This window comes from Colwellia demingiae (genome assembly GCF_007954275.1).
Classification (GTDB): domain Bacteria; phylum Pseudomonadota; class Gammaproteobacteria; order Enterobacterales; family Alteromonadaceae; genus Colwellia; species Colwellia demingiae.
In genome coordinates this window covers 362,431-380,524 of sequence record NZ_VOLT01000001.1, presented here as the reverse complement: position 1 = coordinate 380,524, position 18,094 = coordinate 362,431, and the positions used below count along the sequence as shown (strand labels likewise).

Genomic DNA, 18,094 nt, shown 5'->3' with positions numbered 1-18,094 from the left:
CCTTTATTATCAACATTATTAAAAAGTAACCCAACCATGCATAGTAATGAATTAGAAAGCTATTTAACTGAATTGTTAAAACCACAACAAATAAAAGACTTCACCCCTAATGGCTTACAAATACAAGGATGTGATGAGATAAAAAAAATAGTGACAGGAGTCACTGCTTCAAAAGCCTTAATTGATAAAGCAATAGCAGAGCAAGCTGATGCCATACTGGTACATCACGGTTATTTTTGGAAAAATGAATCTTACGTTATTCGTGGCATGAAGCATGACCGTATTAAGGCACTATTGGTAAACGACATTAATTTATTTGCTTATCACTTACCCTTAGATATTCACCCTACACTGGGTAACAACGCACAGTTAGCTAAGTTATTTAATATTGTCGATGTAGAACCACTAGAAGTTGGCAATCCATTAAGTGTTGCGATGAAAGGGGGTTTTGAGCAGCCCTGTAGTGGTGAAAGTTTTACCCAGTTGATTAATAGTACGCTTGAGCGAGAATGTTTACATATCGCAGCACCTAGCAATAAACCAATAAAAACTATCGCTTGGTGTTCTGGCGGCGGTCAAGGTTATATTGAACTTGCTGCAGAGCAGGGCATAGATGCGTTTTTAACCGGAGAAGTATCAGAACAAACGACTCATATAGCCCATGAAATGGATATACACTTTTTTGCTGCTGGCCATCATGCTACTGAGCGTTATGGGATAAAAGCCTTAGGAGAGCATTTAGCAGAAAAGCATGGACTCGACGTAATATTTGTTGATATAGATAACCCCGTTTAAAAATTAAGGTATAAGCGAAGACAAATTACGTTCGTTAATTACTTGAATCTGCTTTATTGATTCAAGTAATTTAAACTATAAAAATCAGCTGAAGAGTGATTTAAACCATTGCACTATCAGCCCTAAACTCTCATACCAAGCAATAGTGGTTTGTTCTAACTTCTTACTATTAGGTATGTAATGCCCCCAGCTTTTACTACTTTCTGGATTCTTTACCCAATAGCCGGTTGGTGCAGCAATAGGGTATATTCCTTCTGCCTGGAAGTAATTGATAGAACGCGGCATATGGTCAGCATTTGTCACCAGTATCACTTGGGTACCTTGTACCCGCGGCGCAATGAGTTGTGCTTCTTCTTCAGTATCCTTTGGAAAATTTTCAGTAATAATTTTTTGCGCCGGAACGCCTAAAAGTACCAATGATTGCTTTACCGTTTCCGCATTAGATACAGGATTATATTCGCCGTAACCTGAGGTGATTATTCTGGCTTCTGGATGTAGTTGATAAATACGTAGGGCTTCAACCATTCGTTGTAACGAACAAGTTTTTAGTTGGCTAGTTACTGGCAACTCAGCGTTGGTATTATGGCCGCAACCTAATACCACTATGTAATCGACAGACACGTTTGTTTTAACATAAGGCGGGTAATCATTTTCAATAGCGGTCATAACCGTATCTGAAAAAGGTGCGAAGGCGCTGATAAGTAGAATGACTATAGCAGTTGATAGGCTCTTAATACTTTGGTTAGGCTTTGTACGATGAACAACGAGGGAAAAAATAAGTAATAACAGCACTATATTGATGGGCATGATCAATACAGTGATGATCTTTTTAAGAAGAAATAAATCCATATGATTCAGCTAAGTTACCTAGAGCATTGATATCTATTTACTATATCAAGTATTGCACTAGGCTGCTTAGCTAAATTAGACTTTGTTGGGAGAAAGCTAAGTTGTCTTAACTTAGTTTTTTATACTCTCTTTTTAATCCCAAGAATAAACCGAAACACATAACAATTAATAGTACGGTAAAAGGTAAACCTACTGTTATGGCTGCAGCTTGCAAAGCACCCAGTGCATCTTTGCCACCACCAAATAATAATGCAGCAGCAATAACACCTTCGATAGCTGCCCAGAATATTCTTTGTGGTACCGGCACATCTACTTTACCACCAGCGGTAATACTATCTATGACTAAAGAGCCTGAATCTGATGAGGTGACAAAGAAAATCAATACCAAGACAATCGCCAAGAAAGAAGTAACATTGCTTAAAGGCAAATTCTCTAACATTTGAAATAGTGCTAACGAACTATCACCAATGCCTTGAGCTAATTGACCTACACCATTTTGTACTTGCTCAAGACCCATGCCGCCAAAGGTCGCCATCCATACTGATGTAAGTAAAGTAGGAACAAATAATACTGCTAATATGAATTCACGTACTGTTCTACCACGAGAGATCCTTGCGATGAACATACCTACAAACGGTGACCAAGAAACCCACCAAGCCCAATAAAATACAGTCCATCCATGATAGAATGTTTCGTCTTCACGACCAATCCAGTTACTTAACGGAATAATATTTTCGGCATAGGCAAGTAACGTTGTGCCAACACCATTAATAATCACTACAGTAGAACCCGTAATAATAACAAATAACATTAATACAACCGCAAGTGACATATTGATATTACTTAATAGTTTAACCCCGCCATCTAAGCCTCGAGTCACTGAGAATATGGCGACCATGGTAACACCAAATATAATGGCAATCTGAGTGTTTATGGTATTGGGTATATCGAATAGGAAGCTTAAACCTCCAGCCGCTTGTTGTGCCCCAAAACCTAAAGAGGTAGCGAGACCAAAAATAGTAGCTAATACCGCGGTAATATCAATGACATTGCCCGGCCAGCCCCAAACGCGTTCGCCTAATAATGGGTAAAAAGAAGAGCGGATGGTTAATGGCATGTTGCAGTTAAAAGTGAAGAAAGCTAAAGACAAACCTACAACGGCATAGATGGCCCATGGGTGTAATCCCCAGTGATACATTGTTGCCGCCATCGCCATTTTAGCTGCCTCGGGAGTACCGGCAACCGTATTTAGGGGCGTTCCATACCAATTAGTGAAGTAACCAACAGGCTCTGCAACACTCCAAAACATTAAACCTATGCCCATTCCGGCAGAAAATAGCATAGAAAACCAAGACAATTTGCTAAAGTCTGGTTTTGCTTCAGTACCACCGAGTCGGATTTTACCAAAAGGTGAAACAACCAACGCTAAACAAAAAAGGACAAAAAGGTTACCGCTAACAATGAATAGCCAGTCAAAATGGTCGATAGACCAGCTTTTTGATGCATCGAATGATTGTTTGGCTAATTCAGGGAATAGTAGGGTTAATAGAACAAATACAACAATAAGTGTAGATGAGAAAAAGAACACAGGATTATGTAAGTCCATGCCCATTATTTCTACGTTATTCTCTCCAATCACGTGGTCAGATCGGTAAACGGACTTTTCAACAACAAGCTCCTTATCTTTATCTGTATCTTCTTTGTTTTTGCTCATTATTGCTTCCTGTAAGTAGTTTTGAATAAAAAGGGCTTTGTATACACATTGTTACTGTACAGTGTTTACCTAATAATTTCCCCCTTTGCAGAGTTTATTCAGTAAATAAACCAAAGACCTAAGTGAGTAAAATATGACCTTAGCTCTCGACAATGCTTTTATAAAGTAACTACTTAACAAGTTTTTTTACCTTAAGTAGATAAGTAATATGTAATGAATTACCTAGAAAGGTGCCTAACAAAGTGAATAATAACGGCAAAAAACTTGCAAAAACTGACTAATAGCCTGTTGCAATGTAAGGTTAAATCGGGTCTAATGATTTCGCATTGTGGTTTAGGGTCAATACTCTAAAGTATAATGTACCAGAAGAGGTGCGAAACTTAGGTAGAAAACGAGAGGAACCACATTCCAAATACCGTTTTTGAGGGAAGTTATCGCCGAGAGTATATAAGTGTGGATTTAAATACTCGGTCACTAAGGTTGAATCCTTATGGCTGTCACCTGACGTATTTGTTAAATGATACCTAACTAATTAGGTATCATTAAGCATTAAATAATAGGTGGAGAGCTTCTGGCTGAAAAATTTTCGTTTATTTGCTGTTTAAAATTATATCCCCTTATAACATGCAAAATACATCACTCGTTAACTACTCAGTCATGCTCTTCCAATAGTTAATTTACTCAGCAAAGAGCGCAGTAAATAACTAGTTTTTTTATGGGAGAAATTTGTGAATTCAGTTCAATCAACATCATCTTTAACTGTAGCCAAGTTTGGCGGTACTAGCGTTGCCGATTACCAAGCCATGTTACGTTGTGCCAATATTATTAAAAATGATAGCAGTAATCGCTTAGTGGTTGTTTCAGCTAGCTCAGGCGTGACAAACCTTCTCGTTCGTTTAAGTCAAAAAAATGTATCTGTAATCGAGCAAAAGGATATTGTTGAAAATATCCGTGCTATTCAAGTCAATATAACTCAGCATTTATCAAGCGATGTTGAAGCACAGCTTAATCAAGAAATAAATAACTTACTTGATGAACTAACTCAGCATGCATTAACTCAATTATTACAATACTCGACTAAGACAGGGGATGCAATTCTTGCCTTTGGTGAGCAATTCAGCTCGCGTATTTTCGCTCAAGTTTTACAATCTGTTGATATTCCGGGTGAATATTTTAATGTTCAGCAAGTGATGAAAACCAATAGCTTATATGGCAAAGCGGTAGTAGATCTTGAGCAATTAAGTCAGCAAAGCACTCAATTACTGGCACCTAAGCTGAGAGATAAAGTAATTGTCACCCAGGGGTTTATTGGTCAAGATAGCCAAGGGCACACAACGACGCTAGGTCGAGGCGGATCTGATTATTCAGCTGCGTTACTTGCTGAGTCATTAAATGGCAATAATTTATCTATTTGGACTGATGTTGTAGGTATATTTACCACTGACCCACGTATTACTGATCAAGCGCGTGCGATTAAAGAGATTAGTTTTGGCGAAGCAGCCGAAATGGCCACCTTTGGCGCAAAAATATTACACCCCGCGACATTGATTCCTGCAATGCGCCAGAATATTCCTGTTTTTGTCGGCTCAAGTAAAGAGCCAGAAAAGGGCGGCACGCAAATCAAACAAAAAGTTGAGTCTAACCCAACCTATCGTTCAATTGCGTTGAGACGTGAACAAACTTTGGTGACGGTAAAAAGCCCAGCCATGTTGCATGCTAGTGGCTTCTTAGCTAAAGTTTTTGGCGTACTAGCTAAACATGAATTGAGCATTGATTTGATCACCACTAGTGAAATTAGTGTTGCCTTAACCTTCGACAATCCAAGTGGTTCAACGCAATCATTAATTACTAATGCTGTGGTTGCAGAATTAGAGCAGCTATGTGAAGTAAGTGTTGAGCATGGGTTATCGCTAGTTGCTGTTATAGGTAATGGTTTAACTTGTGCTAAAGGCATTGGCCAAAGCATCTTTGAAACGATTAATGATGTGAATATCCGTTTAATTTGTCATGGCGCTAGTGCCAATAACTTATGCTTTTTAGTGAATGAAGATGAGGCAAACTATGTGGTTGAGAAATTACATAACACCTTGTTTTCTTAAACTTAGTCCTCTTAATATAGAGGTTTTAAGACACAGTGCTTGATACGTTTTACCTAAAGGCTAAAGCACTGTTAAAGTCATTGTTATAAAAAAGAATGAGAAAAGCTTCATTCTTTTTTTTCTGAGAGTTTTAGCTATTAGTCACTGATATTAGCAATGAGCTGATCGAGCTCTTGATTTAAGTGCTGTAACTTATCCGGTGTTAAGCCAGTTACTGCAAACATTTCTCCTGGAATATGCTCCGCGCTTTGTTGTAACCCAATTCCTTTTTTAGTTAATTTGATGATAACTACCCGCTCATCTGTAGATTGCCTAATTCGAGTTAGTAATCCTTGTGATTCCATGCGCTTTAGTAAAGGAGAAAGTGTGCCTGAATCCAAATCAAGTTGATTACCTAAGTCTTTAACCGAAATTCCTGCTGTGTTTTGCCATAGAACGAGCATAGCCAGATATTGTGGATAGGTTAATGCTAGCTCTTTTAAAACGGGCGCGTAAAGTCGACACATTAGTTTGTTCAAACTATAAAGCCGAAAACATAACTGTTTTTCTAGTAGTAAATTATCACTCATCTATTATACCAATAACTTTTCTATATCGGCTGTAATCGCTTCTGGTTTTGTTGTGGGAGCATAACGTTTAACGACTTCACCTTGACGATTAACTAAAAACTTTGTGAAATTCCATTTAATAGATTTAGAGCCAAGAATTCCAGGAGCTTCTTGTTTTAAGAAACTAAAAAGAGGGTGAGCATCACTTCCGTTGACGTCAATTTTATCAAACAAAGGAAATTTTATATTGAAGTGTAAATCGCAAAACTGTTGTATTTCTTCATTGTTGCCACTTTCTTGTTGCTTAAATTGATTACAAGGAAAAGCCAATACTTCAAAACCTTTTGCTTGAAATGAATCATGTAGTGATTGTAAACCTTGATATTGTGGAGTGAAACCACAGTTACTCGCTGTATTAACAATAAGTAATACTTTATCGGTAAACTGATTTAATTCAATCGTTTCTTCTTTATTATTCTGAACGGTAAACTGATAAATATTACTCATCTTAATTTTTCCTTTGAAGTAAATGTAAAGCTATCTAGGATGATTATACTGTCATCAACTAAGTTACTTGCAATTTAGTTGTGTACAACTAATTTAGTGATTGTAGTGTAAAATTGATGTATTGAAAAGATGCTAGAGCAAAATAAAAAACTGAAGTAGACTGATCGCATTAAATTAATGAATAACTTAACGACTTAAAAGGTTGGAATATGAAAGTAGCATTTATTGGTCTTGGCGTTATGGGTTACCCAATGGCAGGACACTTGACCAAAGCAGGTCATCAAGTTTGTGTATATAACCGTAACAATGATAAAGCTTTAGCTTGGCAAAAAGAGTTTGATGGCGATATTGCAACAACGCCTGCGCTAGCCGCAAAGGGTTGTGACATTGTTTTTGCCTGTGTCGGTAACGATGATGATGTCAGACAAGTATCATTAGGTGACGAAGGGATTTTTGCGGGACTGCCTAAAGGAAGTATTTTTGTCGACCATACCACGGCTTCTGCAGAACTTGCTGTTGAGCTTGGTGCAATTGCTGATAAAAATGGTCAACACTTTTTAGATGCACCCGTTTCAGGTGGCCAAGCAGGTGCGATAAATGGTGTGCTGACGGTAATGGTAGGCGGCGATGAAACTACTTTTGCTAAAGCAGAGCCTGTTATGGCTGCATTCGCTCGTTTTAGTCAAATAATGGGGCCTGTTGGCTCAGGACAATTAGCTAAAATGGTAAATCAGATTTGTTTTGTCAATACAGTACAAGGTTTGGCTGAAGGTTTGAACTTTGCCCAAAAAGCAGGATTAGATACTGACAAGTTACTTGATACTATAGGCAAAGGCGCGGCAGGCTCTTGGCAAATGGATAATCGTGGTAAAACGATGTGTGCACGTGAGTTCGACTTTGGTTTTGCCGTTGATTGGGTAAGAAAAGATCTTGCAATCGCTTTTGAAGAAGCTGAAAAGTTAGGTGCTGATTTAACGGTAACTAAGCAACTTGATGGGTATTATAAAGAGATACAAGAGAATGGCGGGAGCCGTTGGGATACATCAAGTCTTATTTCTCGCTTTAAGAAGTAGTACTCAACTAACTAATTGATTTGTATACCCAAGTTAGCTTAAGTACCAATTTTCAAGCGACTTGGGTATTATCTCTTATAAATTTTCTATCGAGGGAAAGATGAAATTAAATTTATTCACCTTATCATTATTATTGCTGCTTTCTGCTTGCGGCAGTGGTAGTGAAGGTTCACCAAAAGCAATGGTGAACCTCGATGCTAAAGTACCAGAGTCTGTTATTGTGTCTGAAAACTTGGCAATTCCAGATAATAGATCACTCGACTCGTATCAAATACTCGTTATTGGCAATAGCCACGTTCAGTCAATACAAAAGTTATTGGCTATTATTTTTCAAAATGGTCTCAAAGAAAAAGAGATAAGTATTGATACACGCGTAGGGGCTTTTCTAGATGTAATCGTCAATAAAGAAAGTTTGATCGATTTAGTTGAGGCAAGACCATGGTCTCATATTATTTTACAAGGACAGAAATACTCTCAAAGCCAGTCCGTACTCTACTCAACTGAAGCGACAAGAACATGGATTCAACGTGCGAAGAAGAAAGGAGCTACGCCAATCCTCTTTCCTGAACATCCGCAACGAGGGAATCCTCAAGAGGCCGATTATGTTCACAGTATACATGTTGATATTGCCGATGAAGAGTCTAGTTGTATTGCTCCAATAGGATTGACTTGGAATAAAATTTTAGCTATTGAGCCTGAGTTAGATCTTTACCAAGTTGACGGGAATCATGCAACAGAGTTAGGTGCTTTACTTAGTGCTTTAGTGCTGTATCAAGTCATTAGTGGTCAAACAGCAGATACATTACCTTATATTTCACAATTGCCCGGAACTGAACCTGAGCAGGCATTACTAGGGCAAATTGCGTCTCAGACTGTTGCCGCACATGTTTCCTGTGCTTTTTAATAAAATATTAAGTGTAAAATTACGCCGATATTGGTATTTTTATTGGGTAGTTGATAGCGATATTATTTTATCAGGTACTTTAAGAGGGCAGTCTAAGCAAGCAGTCTAAGGGAGCACGGTAGGGGGAGTGTTATTGCGTTTTGTATGAATATTAGTAACGTGATAAGTCATATCGTTTAGCGTGTTTTCTGATTGAGATTGGTCGAGACTGATTATAAGGTAGCGCGTAATTTAAACACCAGACTATTAACCTGGTGTTTAAATCGAGAGAAAATGACTTTATTTACAAGTTAAATACCATAGGCACTGTAGTTAACATCAATAAAACTATCATAAATATAGCTGCGATATTAAGCCAGAAACCTGCTCTAGCCATGTCAGCAATACGTAATTCTCCGGAGCTAAATACAATAGCATTTGGAGGTGTTGCCACTGGCATCATAAAGGCACAACTAGCAGCTAATGCAGCAGGGATAACTAACATTAAAGGTCCATCAGTTAACGTTACGGCTATTGGTCCAAGTAAAGGTAAAAAACTAGCTGCTGTTGCGGTATTACTTGTTACTTCAGTTAAGAATAAAATAGTAATAGTGACCACTAAAACGGCACCAATAACAGGAATGTTCGACGTTGCTTCAAGCTGAGTTGCTATGTAACCTGCAAGTCCCGATTTTTTAATCAAACTAGCTAAAGCTAAACCACCACCGAAAAGTAACAATACACCCCAAGGTAACTTCTTAGTATCTTCCCAAGCTAAAATACGGATATCTTTTTTACGGTCAACAGGTACAACAAATAATAATAAAGCAACAAACATGGCGATGCCAGTATCTGATATAGCTAACCCGGTCATTTTGGCTATTAGCGGTCTAAATATCCAACTTATGGCAGCAAAGGCAAAGAAAAATAGAACGAGTTTTTCGCCTTTATTCATTTCCCCTAATTCCTGAAGTTTCTCTTTGAACATGCTGTTGGTATCAACTCTTTCGCCTTTATTAACTTGGTAACAAATCTTAGTAAGAATAAACCAGCAAAGCACCAACAATACTGCACTTAACGGTACACCGATAATCATCCATTGTGCAAAGCCAATTTCAATGTTGTAACTATCAGCTAAATAAGCCGCCATCAGTGCATTAGGAGGAGTACCAATTAATGTCGCTAAACCACCAATGCTTGCAGAGAAAGCAATAGCTAATAGCATGGGTTTTGAAAAGTTTTCAGGGGTACTACCATTTTGTTTCTGTTTAACCATCTCGATAATAGATAAAGCGATAGGTAACATCATTACTGCAGTTGCTGTATTAGACATCCACATTGATAAGAAAGCGGTAACAAGCATTAAACCGCCAATTTGGTGGCTGGGTTTAGTGCTACATAACGACATCGCTTTTAAGGCAATGCGTTTATGTAAGTTCCATCGTTCCATAGCAATGGAGATAAAAAAGCCACCTAGAAATAGGAATATTAAAGGGTGTGCGTAAGACGACGTAGTTACCTTAATAGGAGCTATGCCAACAATTGGCGCAACTATTAAGGGTAAAAATGCGGTAACTGAAACAGGGGTTGCTTCAGATATCCACCAAGTGGCCATCCACAATGCTAAACCTAGGGTGTGCCATGCATCTGCAGACATACCTTCAAAGGGAGAAGGTACTAATAAGGTGAACAGCATTAGTGCTGGCCCTAATACCAGCATACGCAATGGCGTTGCTTTGTCTTGAATATCTGTCATAAATTTCCTCACAGTGTTGTTTATTATAATAGTTCTAATTTATGTTTTGCAAAGACACTGCCATGTTTTCATCTTATTGTTAATAAAGGTTATTATGTTTTTAACTCATTATTTTATCCTATGTTACGTATTGATATCCACCCATAAAAAAATGACTATGAGTGGAAAACCGCCTATTAGAATTACCGTAAATTATTTAATGGGTTTAATGCTAGGACCCTTTTAATTACAAGTAATCGTGGCTTATCGCTTGCCTTTATTCTTTGTTTTTTATGCCTTACTTTTCCCTAATGGGGGGATTTCTACATACACCAGTAGGCCTTGGGGGTGATATCCCACCCAACCAATGTTCCTACGAATTTTTTATTATTAATGTAAGTAATTGTTATCGTGTTGTTTATTTTTATCTGCAGCTTTACTCATAAATTGGCGTGAACATTGCGATAACAAACTGTCGGCTTAACGTAATCATCGTTGACGATTTATAAAGATAATAACTTCTTAAAATAAAGGGGAAATACATGAAACGTGTTCAAGTGAATAAAACAAGCAAACTAATTTTTTTAAACGTACTGTTATTAAGCTGTGCAAGTGCTAATGCAAGTGATGTCGAGAGCTCATTCTATGGATCGCTTCGTTTGGGTGCTGACTATGTTGATAGTGGTACTTCTGATGATGCGGCGAATGGTAGAGATTACTTAAGTCGGGTTGGTGTTAAGGCAGAAGTTCAATTAGCTGATGGTTTAACAGGTGTAGGTAAAGTTGAGTATGGTTTACGCGGCGATGATGGCGTTAATTTCAATCAAAACCAAAAAGCCGGAATGCGTCAGATATATGTTGGGCTTAAAGGTAATTTTGGCACCGTGACTTATGGTTCTCAAACCATTATATGGCACCAATATGTGCGCAGTGCGTACTTTTCTGATGGATTAGATTCGTTGCGTCAAGGTGCTATTCGTGATGATGATATGCTGCAATGGCAAAAAACTTACAATAATTGGAAATTTGGTGCAGCCATTCAAACAGAGAAACAAGATGGCGATTCGATTGATCAATACCAATTAGCGGCGCAATATAAAAACCAAAATTTAAAACTCCAAGCAGCATTAGCAGCAGACCAACAAGGTGAAAACACCGGTAACTTATATGGTTTTCGTGCTTGGTATGATATTTCAAAAGCGTTTACCGTGTCAGCCTTTTATCATTTGGCTGAAGAAGATTTTGACCTATACAAGGGGAACTCTTCTGGCAACGTTAGGTTAGTATCAGCAGAAGAGTCTGGTAAAGTAGGCGGCGTAACCGCCTGTGTTGATGAAGATCGCTCAACGGTGGGTTTATATGGGAAGTGGCGTCAAGGCAATAACCAAGTCCATGCGAGATATGCAGTAAACTCTTGTGAAATTAAAGGCGATGTTAGCTCTATTAAAGTTGAATATATTCGTTACTTCTCTAAAAAGTTTCGCATGTGGGCATCATTTGAGCAGTTAGATAATGACACGACTCGTTTACCTTCAACAGGAGAAGACATGTCTGAAGCACAAGTAGGTGTGAGATTTGATTTTTAATTATTCCAATATAAACTAATTTAGTCTGACCAAATGCAATATTTGATATGGAACGATGTGTTGTTTCATATCAAATAGCGATTGCATAACAGTAAACAAGGCGTTCATTGATAGCTAATAACTGATAAAATGAATAAAACTGCTATTAGTTTTATTGATAAGGTAAAATTTTGGTCTCTCAAGGAAAGTCAGAACGTAAAAATTATATTGTTGCCACTATTGCAGTGATTGGCTTAATACTGACTATTGAAGTAACTCAGATGATAGGTATGAGCAATGTCTATCAACAGATGCATCAACAATCGAGTCAGCAGTTATCTAACCTAGTGGGTTACATAGATAATATTCTTGGTCGCTTTGACCGAATCCCTAAAGTTTTATCCAAACACCCCTTATTGTCACAAGCGTTAATCTCACCTAACGATCAATCAAAAATAACCAAACTTAATCAATTATTATCAGATATCAGAACGATGACTCAGGCGTCAGATATTTACCTCATTGATCAAAAGGGTATCACTATTGGGGCGAGTAATTGGCAATTACCTACGTCATTTGTTGGTATGAATTTTACTTTTAGACCTTATTTTCAGGATGCGTTAAAAGGTAAACTATCCCATTACTATGCAGTCGGGTTAAGTAGTGGTAAACGAGGGTTTTATTATGCTTATCCTGTGATAATCGATGATGTTATTGCGGGTGTCATTGCATTAAAAATAAGTATTGCAGATATTGAAGAGCAGTATAAAAAAACGGTATTAAATGACAGCTTTAATTTCTTAATCGTTGCGCCCGATGATGTCGTCTTTATTTCAGATAGACCAGAATGGCGATTGAAAACTATAGGTACTCTATCTGAGGCTAAGCAGCTTAATTTAATTGCAGAAAAACGTTATACCGATAAAGAGGTATCTTCACTTAATGTGGTCGATATTTCAAATCACTATCTTCCAAACAATCTGGGTAGTGAATTATTGGAAGTTACTTCAAGTAAAGGATCTGAAGAGGTTTTTGCGCTGAATAAACTGATGAAAACGGCTAATTGGCAAGTTCATTTATGGAGCTCTGTAGTGCCAATGAAAAAACAGCAGAATTTATTAATCATTCTCAGTGCTAGTGGTTATTTATTGATGATGTTTTTATTGTTATTTGCTAATGAACGACTTAAAAATGCGCGAAGACTTAAGCAATCTCAACAGTTGTTAGAAAAAAAAGTTAAAGAGCGTACGGCTGATTTAAGTGCAAGTAATGTCAAATTACATGAGGAAATAGCGCAACGCCAGCAAGCACAAACTCAAATGAATAAAATGCAGGATGAGTTAATTCAATCTGAAAAACTTGCGCTCATAGGCAGTATGTCAGCAAGTATTAACCATGAAATAAATCAACCGTTAACGGCCTTACGAAGTTACTCAGAAAATGCGCTAGCTTATCAAGAACGTAGTATGACAGACAAAGTAAAAAACAACCTGTCACTCATTATTGGTTTAGTGGATCGACTAAGTGATATTGTCAGTCAATTTAATAGTTTCTCTAAAAAAAGCACGGGTATTGCTACTACCGTTGATGTTCAAATGAGTCTTATGGCAGCGATGAGTATTGTAAAGCATCAAGCCAAAGCGGCTAAGGTAGAATTTACCAATAAACCTTGTTTAGATCCTTTACATGTTTATGGTGATGCTATTCGTTTTGAACAAGTGTTGGTTAATTTATTAAGTAATGCAATACAAGCGCTTAGTGAGCAAGAATATAAACAAATAACGATTTCTGTGTCTGACGTTAAAGAACACGTTATCATCGAAATACGAGACAATGGACCCGGTATTTTAGTTGATAATATCGACAGAGTTTTTGAGGCCTTTTTCACTACGAAAGAAAACTTTGGCTTAGGTTTAGGTTTATCTATCTCGCACCGAATTATTGAGTCAATGCAAGGTCAACTTAACGTAAATAATCACCCCGATGGCGGCGCTATTTTTACCATTAGCTTGCCTGTAAACAGGTAATACCATTCCGCTTAATTAAATGATTAAAAATTACGCAGGGAAAATTGGTGAGAACAAGGCGGTTGATTGAGCAATAGCTAGCTATTGGGATTGAAAACAACGCAGTTATCGTCAGTTTTAACCAGCAAGATTGATCAGGTAGTTATGCGGATTGGTATAACGTAAGGAAAATAATATGGAAATGGAAAAATTGGGTGTCGTCTTTGTTATTGATGATGAAGAACATATTCGAAGCGCTATTGAGCAAACATTTGAATTACGAAACTTTGAAGTGAAAACCTTTTCACAAGCACATCAATTACTTAATCAGCTCAGTGATACTTGGCCTGGCGTGGTTATCAGTGATATTAACATGCCTAAAATGGATGGCCATCAGTTGATGGCAGAGGTAAAGAATATCGATCAAGATATATCAACTATTTTACTGACAGGTTTTGGTGATATTTCAATGGCAGTAAAAGCAATGCGTAATGGTGCTTATGACTTTATTGAAAAGCCATTTAATAATGATGACTTAGTTGATACGGTGAAAAGAGCGTTAGATAAGCGCTCTCTAGTGCTTGAAAATAGGCAACTCAAAAAAGAAATAGAAACACATTGTTTACCTGGACCCAGAATTTTAGGGAATTCACCCAACATAGTACAAATGCGCAATATACTCAATCAAGTGATGGATGCACCCGCAGATATTATGATTGATGGTGAAACCGGTACAGGAAAAGAGTTAGTCGCCCGATATTTACACGACCATAGTATCCGTAGAGATAGTAATTTTGTTGCGCTTAACTGTGGCGCTATCCCAGAAAATATTATCGAAAGTGAGCTATTCGGAGCAGAGAAGGGTGCTTACACAGGTGCTGATAAAAAGCGCATTGGCAAATTTGAATATGCTAACGGTGGTACCTTATTTCTTGATGAAATAGAGAGTACGCCAATGGCCCTACAAGTTAAGTTATTAAGAGTACTAGAAGAGCGGAAAGTGGTCCGTTTAGGCGCTAACGAAGGTGTAGATCTTGATGTCAGAGTGATTGCCGCTACTAAGGTAGATTTGTTAGAGTTATGTGAGCAAGGTTTGTTTCGTGAAGATCTATATTACCGTTTAAACTTGGTGAAAGTAGATATTCCTCCCTTGAGAGAGCGTATTGAAGATGTGCCTTTGCTTTTTTTACACTTTGCTCGAATAGCTTCGGCGCGGTATAAAAAAGAATTAATTCCATTATCACAAGAACATAAAGCTCAGCTATTAAGCCATGGCTGGCCTGGTAATGTAAGAGAATTGCGTAACTTGGCTGAGCGTTACATCTTATTGGGTGAGGCGGCAGCGTTTAATCTTAAAAAGAACACCAGTACCAATTCAATGCTTAGCAGTATGGGGCTCACTCAGCGGGTTGAGTTTTTTGAAAAATTTCTTATCGAGGAAGCGTTGGCAAGTAATGAGGGTTGTATTAAAGACACCATGGAAGAGCTAAATTTAGCTAGAAAAACACTATACGATAAAATGAAAAAATATGAATTAGAGCGTACAACCTATCAATAACCTTAATTAAAAGTTCAATTAATAGCTCAGTTAATAGTTTTGCTTCATAGTTAAAATTAGCTTTTGATTATTCTGCTCAAGCCGTAGCAGAATAATCAATAGTAAAAGTAATAGTTACTTTGAATGAGAGTTATCCTTGCAGGAATTCATACAAGGCTTTTAATACCGACATTTTTGCTTTATCAGTTTCATGTTCATGGGCAAGGTTTTCAATCTTCATCATAAACTCATCAAGTGATAAAATACCTTTGCCGCCATATTGTAGTTTGTTCTGACAATACTGCTGCCATTTTTGTTGTTCTTCTGTAGATAACGTGTACGGGTAGTTTCTTGCTCGATAGCGAAATAGTAATACGCTTAAACGCTCATCTTGAAATTGAAATGGATGATTAGCTAATTGCTCGGGTGATAAACCGCGTAGAATATCCATCTGAGCTTTATCGCTATGGCTAAAGAAATTACCACCATATAACGCTTGTTCAGCATCGACGTCATCATTATCAAAATCTGACGTGGCAAATACATCGCTTAATTTATCTCTTAACTCAGCATGTTTTTTCAATAAGGCCAAATTCTCTAAGCAAACATCACGTGGTATTGCTAAGCGCTCTGCGTTTTCAGGTAAAAGCGTTTTAGCTGGCGCTATAACAGGACATTTATTGACATGAATAAGTTTCACCGGTATTGGCAGCTCATCAGGTGCCAAATCATCATAACGGGTATATAAACGCGCTTTAATTTCTTCGCTGGTAAGCGTTAATAAAGGTGATATGTCACGTGCTAAATCGACACAGATTACTGAATTTTTATTTACTGGGTGGTAACTTATGGGTGCAAACCAACTTGTACACCCATGAACTGATGACACCTTACTAGAGGTATGCACAATAGGTGTCATATCTGCAGTATTGATTAAGTCTTTAACTTGGTTTTTATTCTTTAAATTAAAAATAAAATCATAAAGTTTAGGCTGCTTTTCTTTGATTAGCTTAGCCATAGCAATAGTGGCATAAACATCACTCATCGCATCATGAGCTGCTTCATGGCTAATATCATTTGCAGCCGTTAACAACTCTAAACGGAAACTGACTACTTCTTCACCATCACGCTCTACGGTTGGCCAATTAATGCCTTCAGGGCGAAGTGCATAACAAGCGCGAACCATATCTATAATATCCCAGCGACTATTTCCATTTTGCCATTCACGTGCATAAGGGTCGTAAAAGTTACGATAAAGCAGATAGCGAGTAACTTCATCATCAAAGCGAATACTGTTATAGCCAGCAACACAGGTATTGGGCTGAGTAAATAAAGTATGTATACGAGCAGCAAATTCAGCCTCAGACAAACCTTCACGTTGCGCCTTTTGTGGCGTGATACCCGTTACTAAGCAAGCTTCAGGATGTGGCAAGTAATCAACGGGCGGCGTGCAATAAAACATTTCTGGCTCGCCAATGATATTTAAATCAAGATCAGTACGAATGCCGGCGAATTGAGAAGGTTTATCTACCTTTGGGGATATTCCCCAAGTCTCATAATCGTGCCACAAAATTGTTGGTGTGTTTGAATTCAACTTATTCCCACTTTATCTTTTGTTTTATACTTTAATTTTCAATAATTAATACTAACAAATCGAGTTACATAAATCAGTTAACCTGTGCTAGTTAATGATAAAAATAGCCTTGTTATTAATGAGAACACATGAATTAGTCTAGTTTGAAACATCGGCTAACGATTTAAGAATAATCATTTTTAAAAAATTATGTATACTTCTTTTATAGTTTTCAAATGATAAGTTCGCTTAGCATCCAACGAGGCCTCACTTTTTGAATACAATTTTTAGTACGTTTACTTTTATTTTGATTCTTATCTTTACAGGTATTACCCTTTCAGGTGCTTGCTTGGCTGGGGAGAAAATTAATCAGTCATTATCGGTTGAAACAACAGGTATAGTTTATGTCAATATTCCTCGTGGTCTTGTCAACATACAAGGGTGGGATAAACCGAAGGTTATGATTCAAGGCGAGCTAGACGACACTACTAAACGGTTGATATTTAAGACTGAAAATAATAAAACCTTTATCAAGGTTGATACCGAAGGGCAACAGCATTGGGGCGACTCTAGTGTACTCAGTATATTTATCCCACAGCAATTACAATTACGTTTCAAAGGCATTGACACTTCCTTCATTCTTTCCAAGTTAAATAGCGATATTGAAGGGAAGTCTATTAATGGCGACTTAATGGTGAAGAAATCTCATGGTAAAATTAAGCTGTCAGTGGTCAGTGGTAATGTGACACTTATTGAGTCTTCAGGTTTTGCTAAAATAAAATCTGTTAGCGGTATGGTTAATTTTTCAGGTGATTTTGAGCAGGCATACCTTAAATCTATCTCAGGCGATATCAAAGCAGATGTTAGTGGTACAGATAAATTAACGATAAAAAATATATCAGGTGATACCCAAATTAGTGGTCAAGCTAAAAATAAGGCTCAACTCGAGCTATCTAGTGTTAGTGGAGACATTTTGTACAAGGTTACCGATGAGCTAAATGCTGAGTGTGAAGTGGTTAGTCAATTTGGTGGAGAAATTAATAACCAACTTACCGATGACTTGCCCATTGAGGGCAATTTAAATAAGAAAACACTAAGCTTTATTTCTGGTGACGGCTCCGGAAGACTAAGTATGAATACTGTTAATGGTTCAGTTTCCATAGAAAAAATTATTAATGAGTGAGTTAGTGCTTAACGAGATCTGGGAGAA

At 37.6% G+C, this 18,094-nt stretch carries 14 protein-coding genes and 1 riboswitch; of the genes, 8 read left to right on the top strand and 6 right to left on the bottom strand.

Annotated features, from left to right (window positions below; all coding sequences use genetic code 11):
* Positions 1 to 36: 36 nt before the first annotated feature.
* The gene (locus ESZ36_RS01635; RefSeq protein WP_146782622.1) at positions 37 to 795 is read left to right on the top strand and encodes a Nif3-like dinuclear metal center hexameric protein; all 759 of its coding nucleotides are present in this window, start codon (positions 37 to 39) and stop codon (positions 793 to 795) included.
* An 84-nt stretch (positions 796 to 879) separates the two neighbouring features.
* Here ESZ36_RS01635 and ESZ36_RS01630 read toward each other — a convergent pair whose 3' ends face one another.
* Positions 880 to 1,644 (bottom strand): ElyC/SanA/YdcF family protein, encoded by a 765-nt coding sequence (locus ESZ36_RS01630; protein ID WP_146782619.1) that lies wholly within the window; start codon positions 1,642 to 1,644, stop codon positions 880 to 882.
* 106 nt (positions 1,645 to 1,750) lie between these two features.
* Entirely contained in the window at positions 1,751 to 3,358 is a 1,608-nt protein-coding gene (locus ESZ36_RS01625; protein WP_146782616.1) for a BCCT family transporter, read from the bottom strand.
* A gap of 358 nt (positions 3,359 to 3,716) precedes the next feature.
* Positions 3,717 to 3,937, top strand: a riboswitch (Lysine riboswitch).
* 149 nt (positions 3,938 to 4,086) lie between these two features.
* Here ESZ36_RS01625 and lysC point away from each other — a divergent pair.
* The gene (gene lysC / locus ESZ36_RS01620) at positions 4,087 to 5,457 is read left to right on the top strand and encodes a lysine-sensitive aspartokinase 3 (RefSeq protein ID WP_146782612.1); all 1,371 of its coding nucleotides are present in this window, start codon (positions 4,087 to 4,089) and stop codon (positions 5,455 to 5,457) included.
* A 137-nt stretch (positions 5,458 to 5,594) separates the two neighbouring features.
* Here lysC and ESZ36_RS01615 read toward each other — a convergent pair whose 3' ends face one another.
* Both ESZ36_RS01615 and ESZ36_RS01610 read right to left on the bottom strand, forming a co-directional pair.
* A complete protein-coding gene (locus ESZ36_RS01615) occupies positions 5,595 to 6,026 on the bottom strand; it encodes a MarR family winged helix-turn-helix transcriptional regulator (RefSeq protein ID WP_146782609.1) in 432 nt (143 codons plus the stop codon).
* A gap of 3 nt (positions 6,027 to 6,029) precedes the next feature.
* A complete protein-coding gene (locus ESZ36_RS01610) occupies positions 6,030 to 6,512 on the bottom strand; it encodes a glutathione peroxidase (RefSeq protein WP_146782606.1) in 483 nt (160 codons plus the stop codon).
* A gap of 209 nt (positions 6,513 to 6,721) precedes the next feature.
* On the opposite strand from ESZ36_RS01610, the gene ESZ36_RS01605 reads away from it, so the two are divergent.
* Together ESZ36_RS01605 and ESZ36_RS01600 are read left to right on the top strand one after the other, a co-directional pair.
* Positions 6,722 to 7,585 (top strand): NAD(P)-dependent oxidoreductase, encoded by an 864-nt coding sequence (locus ESZ36_RS01605; protein WP_146782603.1) that lies wholly within the window; start codon positions 6,722 to 6,724, stop codon positions 7,583 to 7,585.
* A 100-nt stretch (positions 7,586 to 7,685) separates the two neighbouring features.
* Entirely contained in the window at positions 7,686 to 8,489 is an 804-nt protein-coding gene (locus ESZ36_RS01600; protein ID WP_146782600.1) for a hypothetical protein, read from the top strand.
* Between the two features lie 283 nt (positions 8,490 to 8,772).
* Here the strand turns inward: ESZ36_RS01600 and ESZ36_RS01595 are convergent, their stop codons facing one another.
* Complete coding sequence (locus ESZ36_RS01595) at positions 8,773 to 10,224, bottom strand: SLC13 family permease (protein WP_146782597.1); 1,452 nt, start codon at positions 10,222 to 10,224, stop codon at positions 8,773 to 8,775.
* Positions 10,225 to 10,745: 521 nt separating this feature from the next.
* On the opposite strand from ESZ36_RS01595, the gene ESZ36_RS01590 reads away from it, so the two are divergent.
* The 3 genes from ESZ36_RS01590 (at position 10,746) to ESZ36_RS01580 (ending at position 15,332) form a co-directional block, all read left to right on the top strand.
* The gene (locus ESZ36_RS01590) at positions 10,746 to 11,789 is read left to right on the top strand and encodes a porin (protein ID WP_146782596.1); all 1,044 of its coding nucleotides are present in this window, start codon (positions 10,746 to 10,748) and stop codon (positions 11,787 to 11,789) included.
* Between the two features lie 170 nt (positions 11,790 to 11,959).
* Positions 11,960 to 13,795 carry an ATP-binding protein gene (locus tag ESZ36_RS01585; protein ID WP_146782593.1) on the top strand — a complete coding sequence of 612 codons (1,836 nt, stop codon included), beginning with the start codon at positions 11,960 to 11,962 and terminating at the stop codon, positions 13,793 to 13,795.
* Between the two features lie 175 nt (positions 13,796 to 13,970).
* Positions 13,971 to 15,332, top strand: a complete 1,362-nt coding sequence (locus ESZ36_RS01580; protein ID WP_146782590.1) for a sigma-54-dependent transcriptional regulator — start codon at positions 13,971 to 13,973, stop codon at positions 15,330 to 15,332.
* A 130-nt stretch (positions 15,333 to 15,462) separates the two neighbouring features.
* Here the strand turns inward: ESZ36_RS01580 and sbcB are convergent, their stop codons facing one another.
* Positions 15,463 to 16,905 carry an exodeoxyribonuclease I gene (sbcB, locus tag ESZ36_RS01575; protein WP_146782587.1) on the bottom strand — a complete coding sequence of 481 codons (1,443 nt, stop codon included), beginning with the start codon at positions 16,903 to 16,905 and terminating at the stop codon, positions 15,463 to 15,465.
* Positions 16,906 to 17,158: 253 nt separating this feature from the next.
* Between sbcB and ESZ36_RS01570 the strand changes: the two genes are divergently transcribed.
* Positions 17,159 to 18,067 (top strand): DUF4097 family beta strand repeat-containing protein, encoded by a 909-nt coding sequence (locus ESZ36_RS01570; RefSeq protein WP_146782584.1) that lies wholly within the window; start codon positions 17,159 to 17,161, stop codon positions 18,065 to 18,067.
* Positions 18,068 to 18,094: the final 27 nt, after the last annotated feature.

Bases quoted from the DNA above. Each gene is read 5' to 3' on its own strand.
- ESZ36_RS01635 (WP_146782622.1), top strand. From the start codon at position 37: ATGCATAGTAATGAATTAGAAAGCTATTTAACTGAATTGTTAAAACCA.
- ESZ36_RS01630 (WP_146782619.1), bottom strand. From the start codon at position 1,644: ATGGATTTATTTCTTCTTAAAAAGATCATCACTGTATTGATCATGCCC.
- ESZ36_RS01625 (WP_146782616.1), bottom strand. From the start codon at position 3,358: ATGAGCAAAAACAAAGAAGATACAGATAAAGATAAGGAGCTTGTTGTT.
- ESZ36_RS01615 (WP_146782609.1), bottom strand. From the start codon at position 6,026: ATGAGTGATAATTTACTACTAGAAAAACAGTTATGTTTTCGGCTTTAT.
- ESZ36_RS01610 (WP_146782606.1), bottom strand. From the start codon at position 6,512: ATGAGTAATATTTATCAGTTTACCGTTCAGAATAATAAAGAAGAAACG.
- ESZ36_RS01605 (WP_146782603.1), top strand. From the start codon at position 6,722: ATGAAAGTAGCATTTATTGGTCTTGGCGTTATGGGTTACCCAATGGCA.
- ESZ36_RS01600 (WP_146782600.1), top strand. From the start codon at position 7,686: ATGAAATTAAATTTATTCACCTTATCATTATTATTGCTGCTTTCTGCT.
- ESZ36_RS01595 (WP_146782597.1), bottom strand. From the start codon at position 10,224: ATGACAGATATTCAAGACAAAGCAACGCCATTGCGTATGCTGGTATTA.
- ESZ36_RS01590 (WP_146782596.1), top strand. From the start codon at position 10,746: ATGAAACGTGTTCAAGTGAATAAAACAAGCAAACTAATTTTTTTAAAC.
- ESZ36_RS01580 (WP_146782590.1), top strand. From the start codon at position 13,971: ATGGAAATGGAAAAATTGGGTGTCGTCTTTGTTATTGATGATGAAGAA.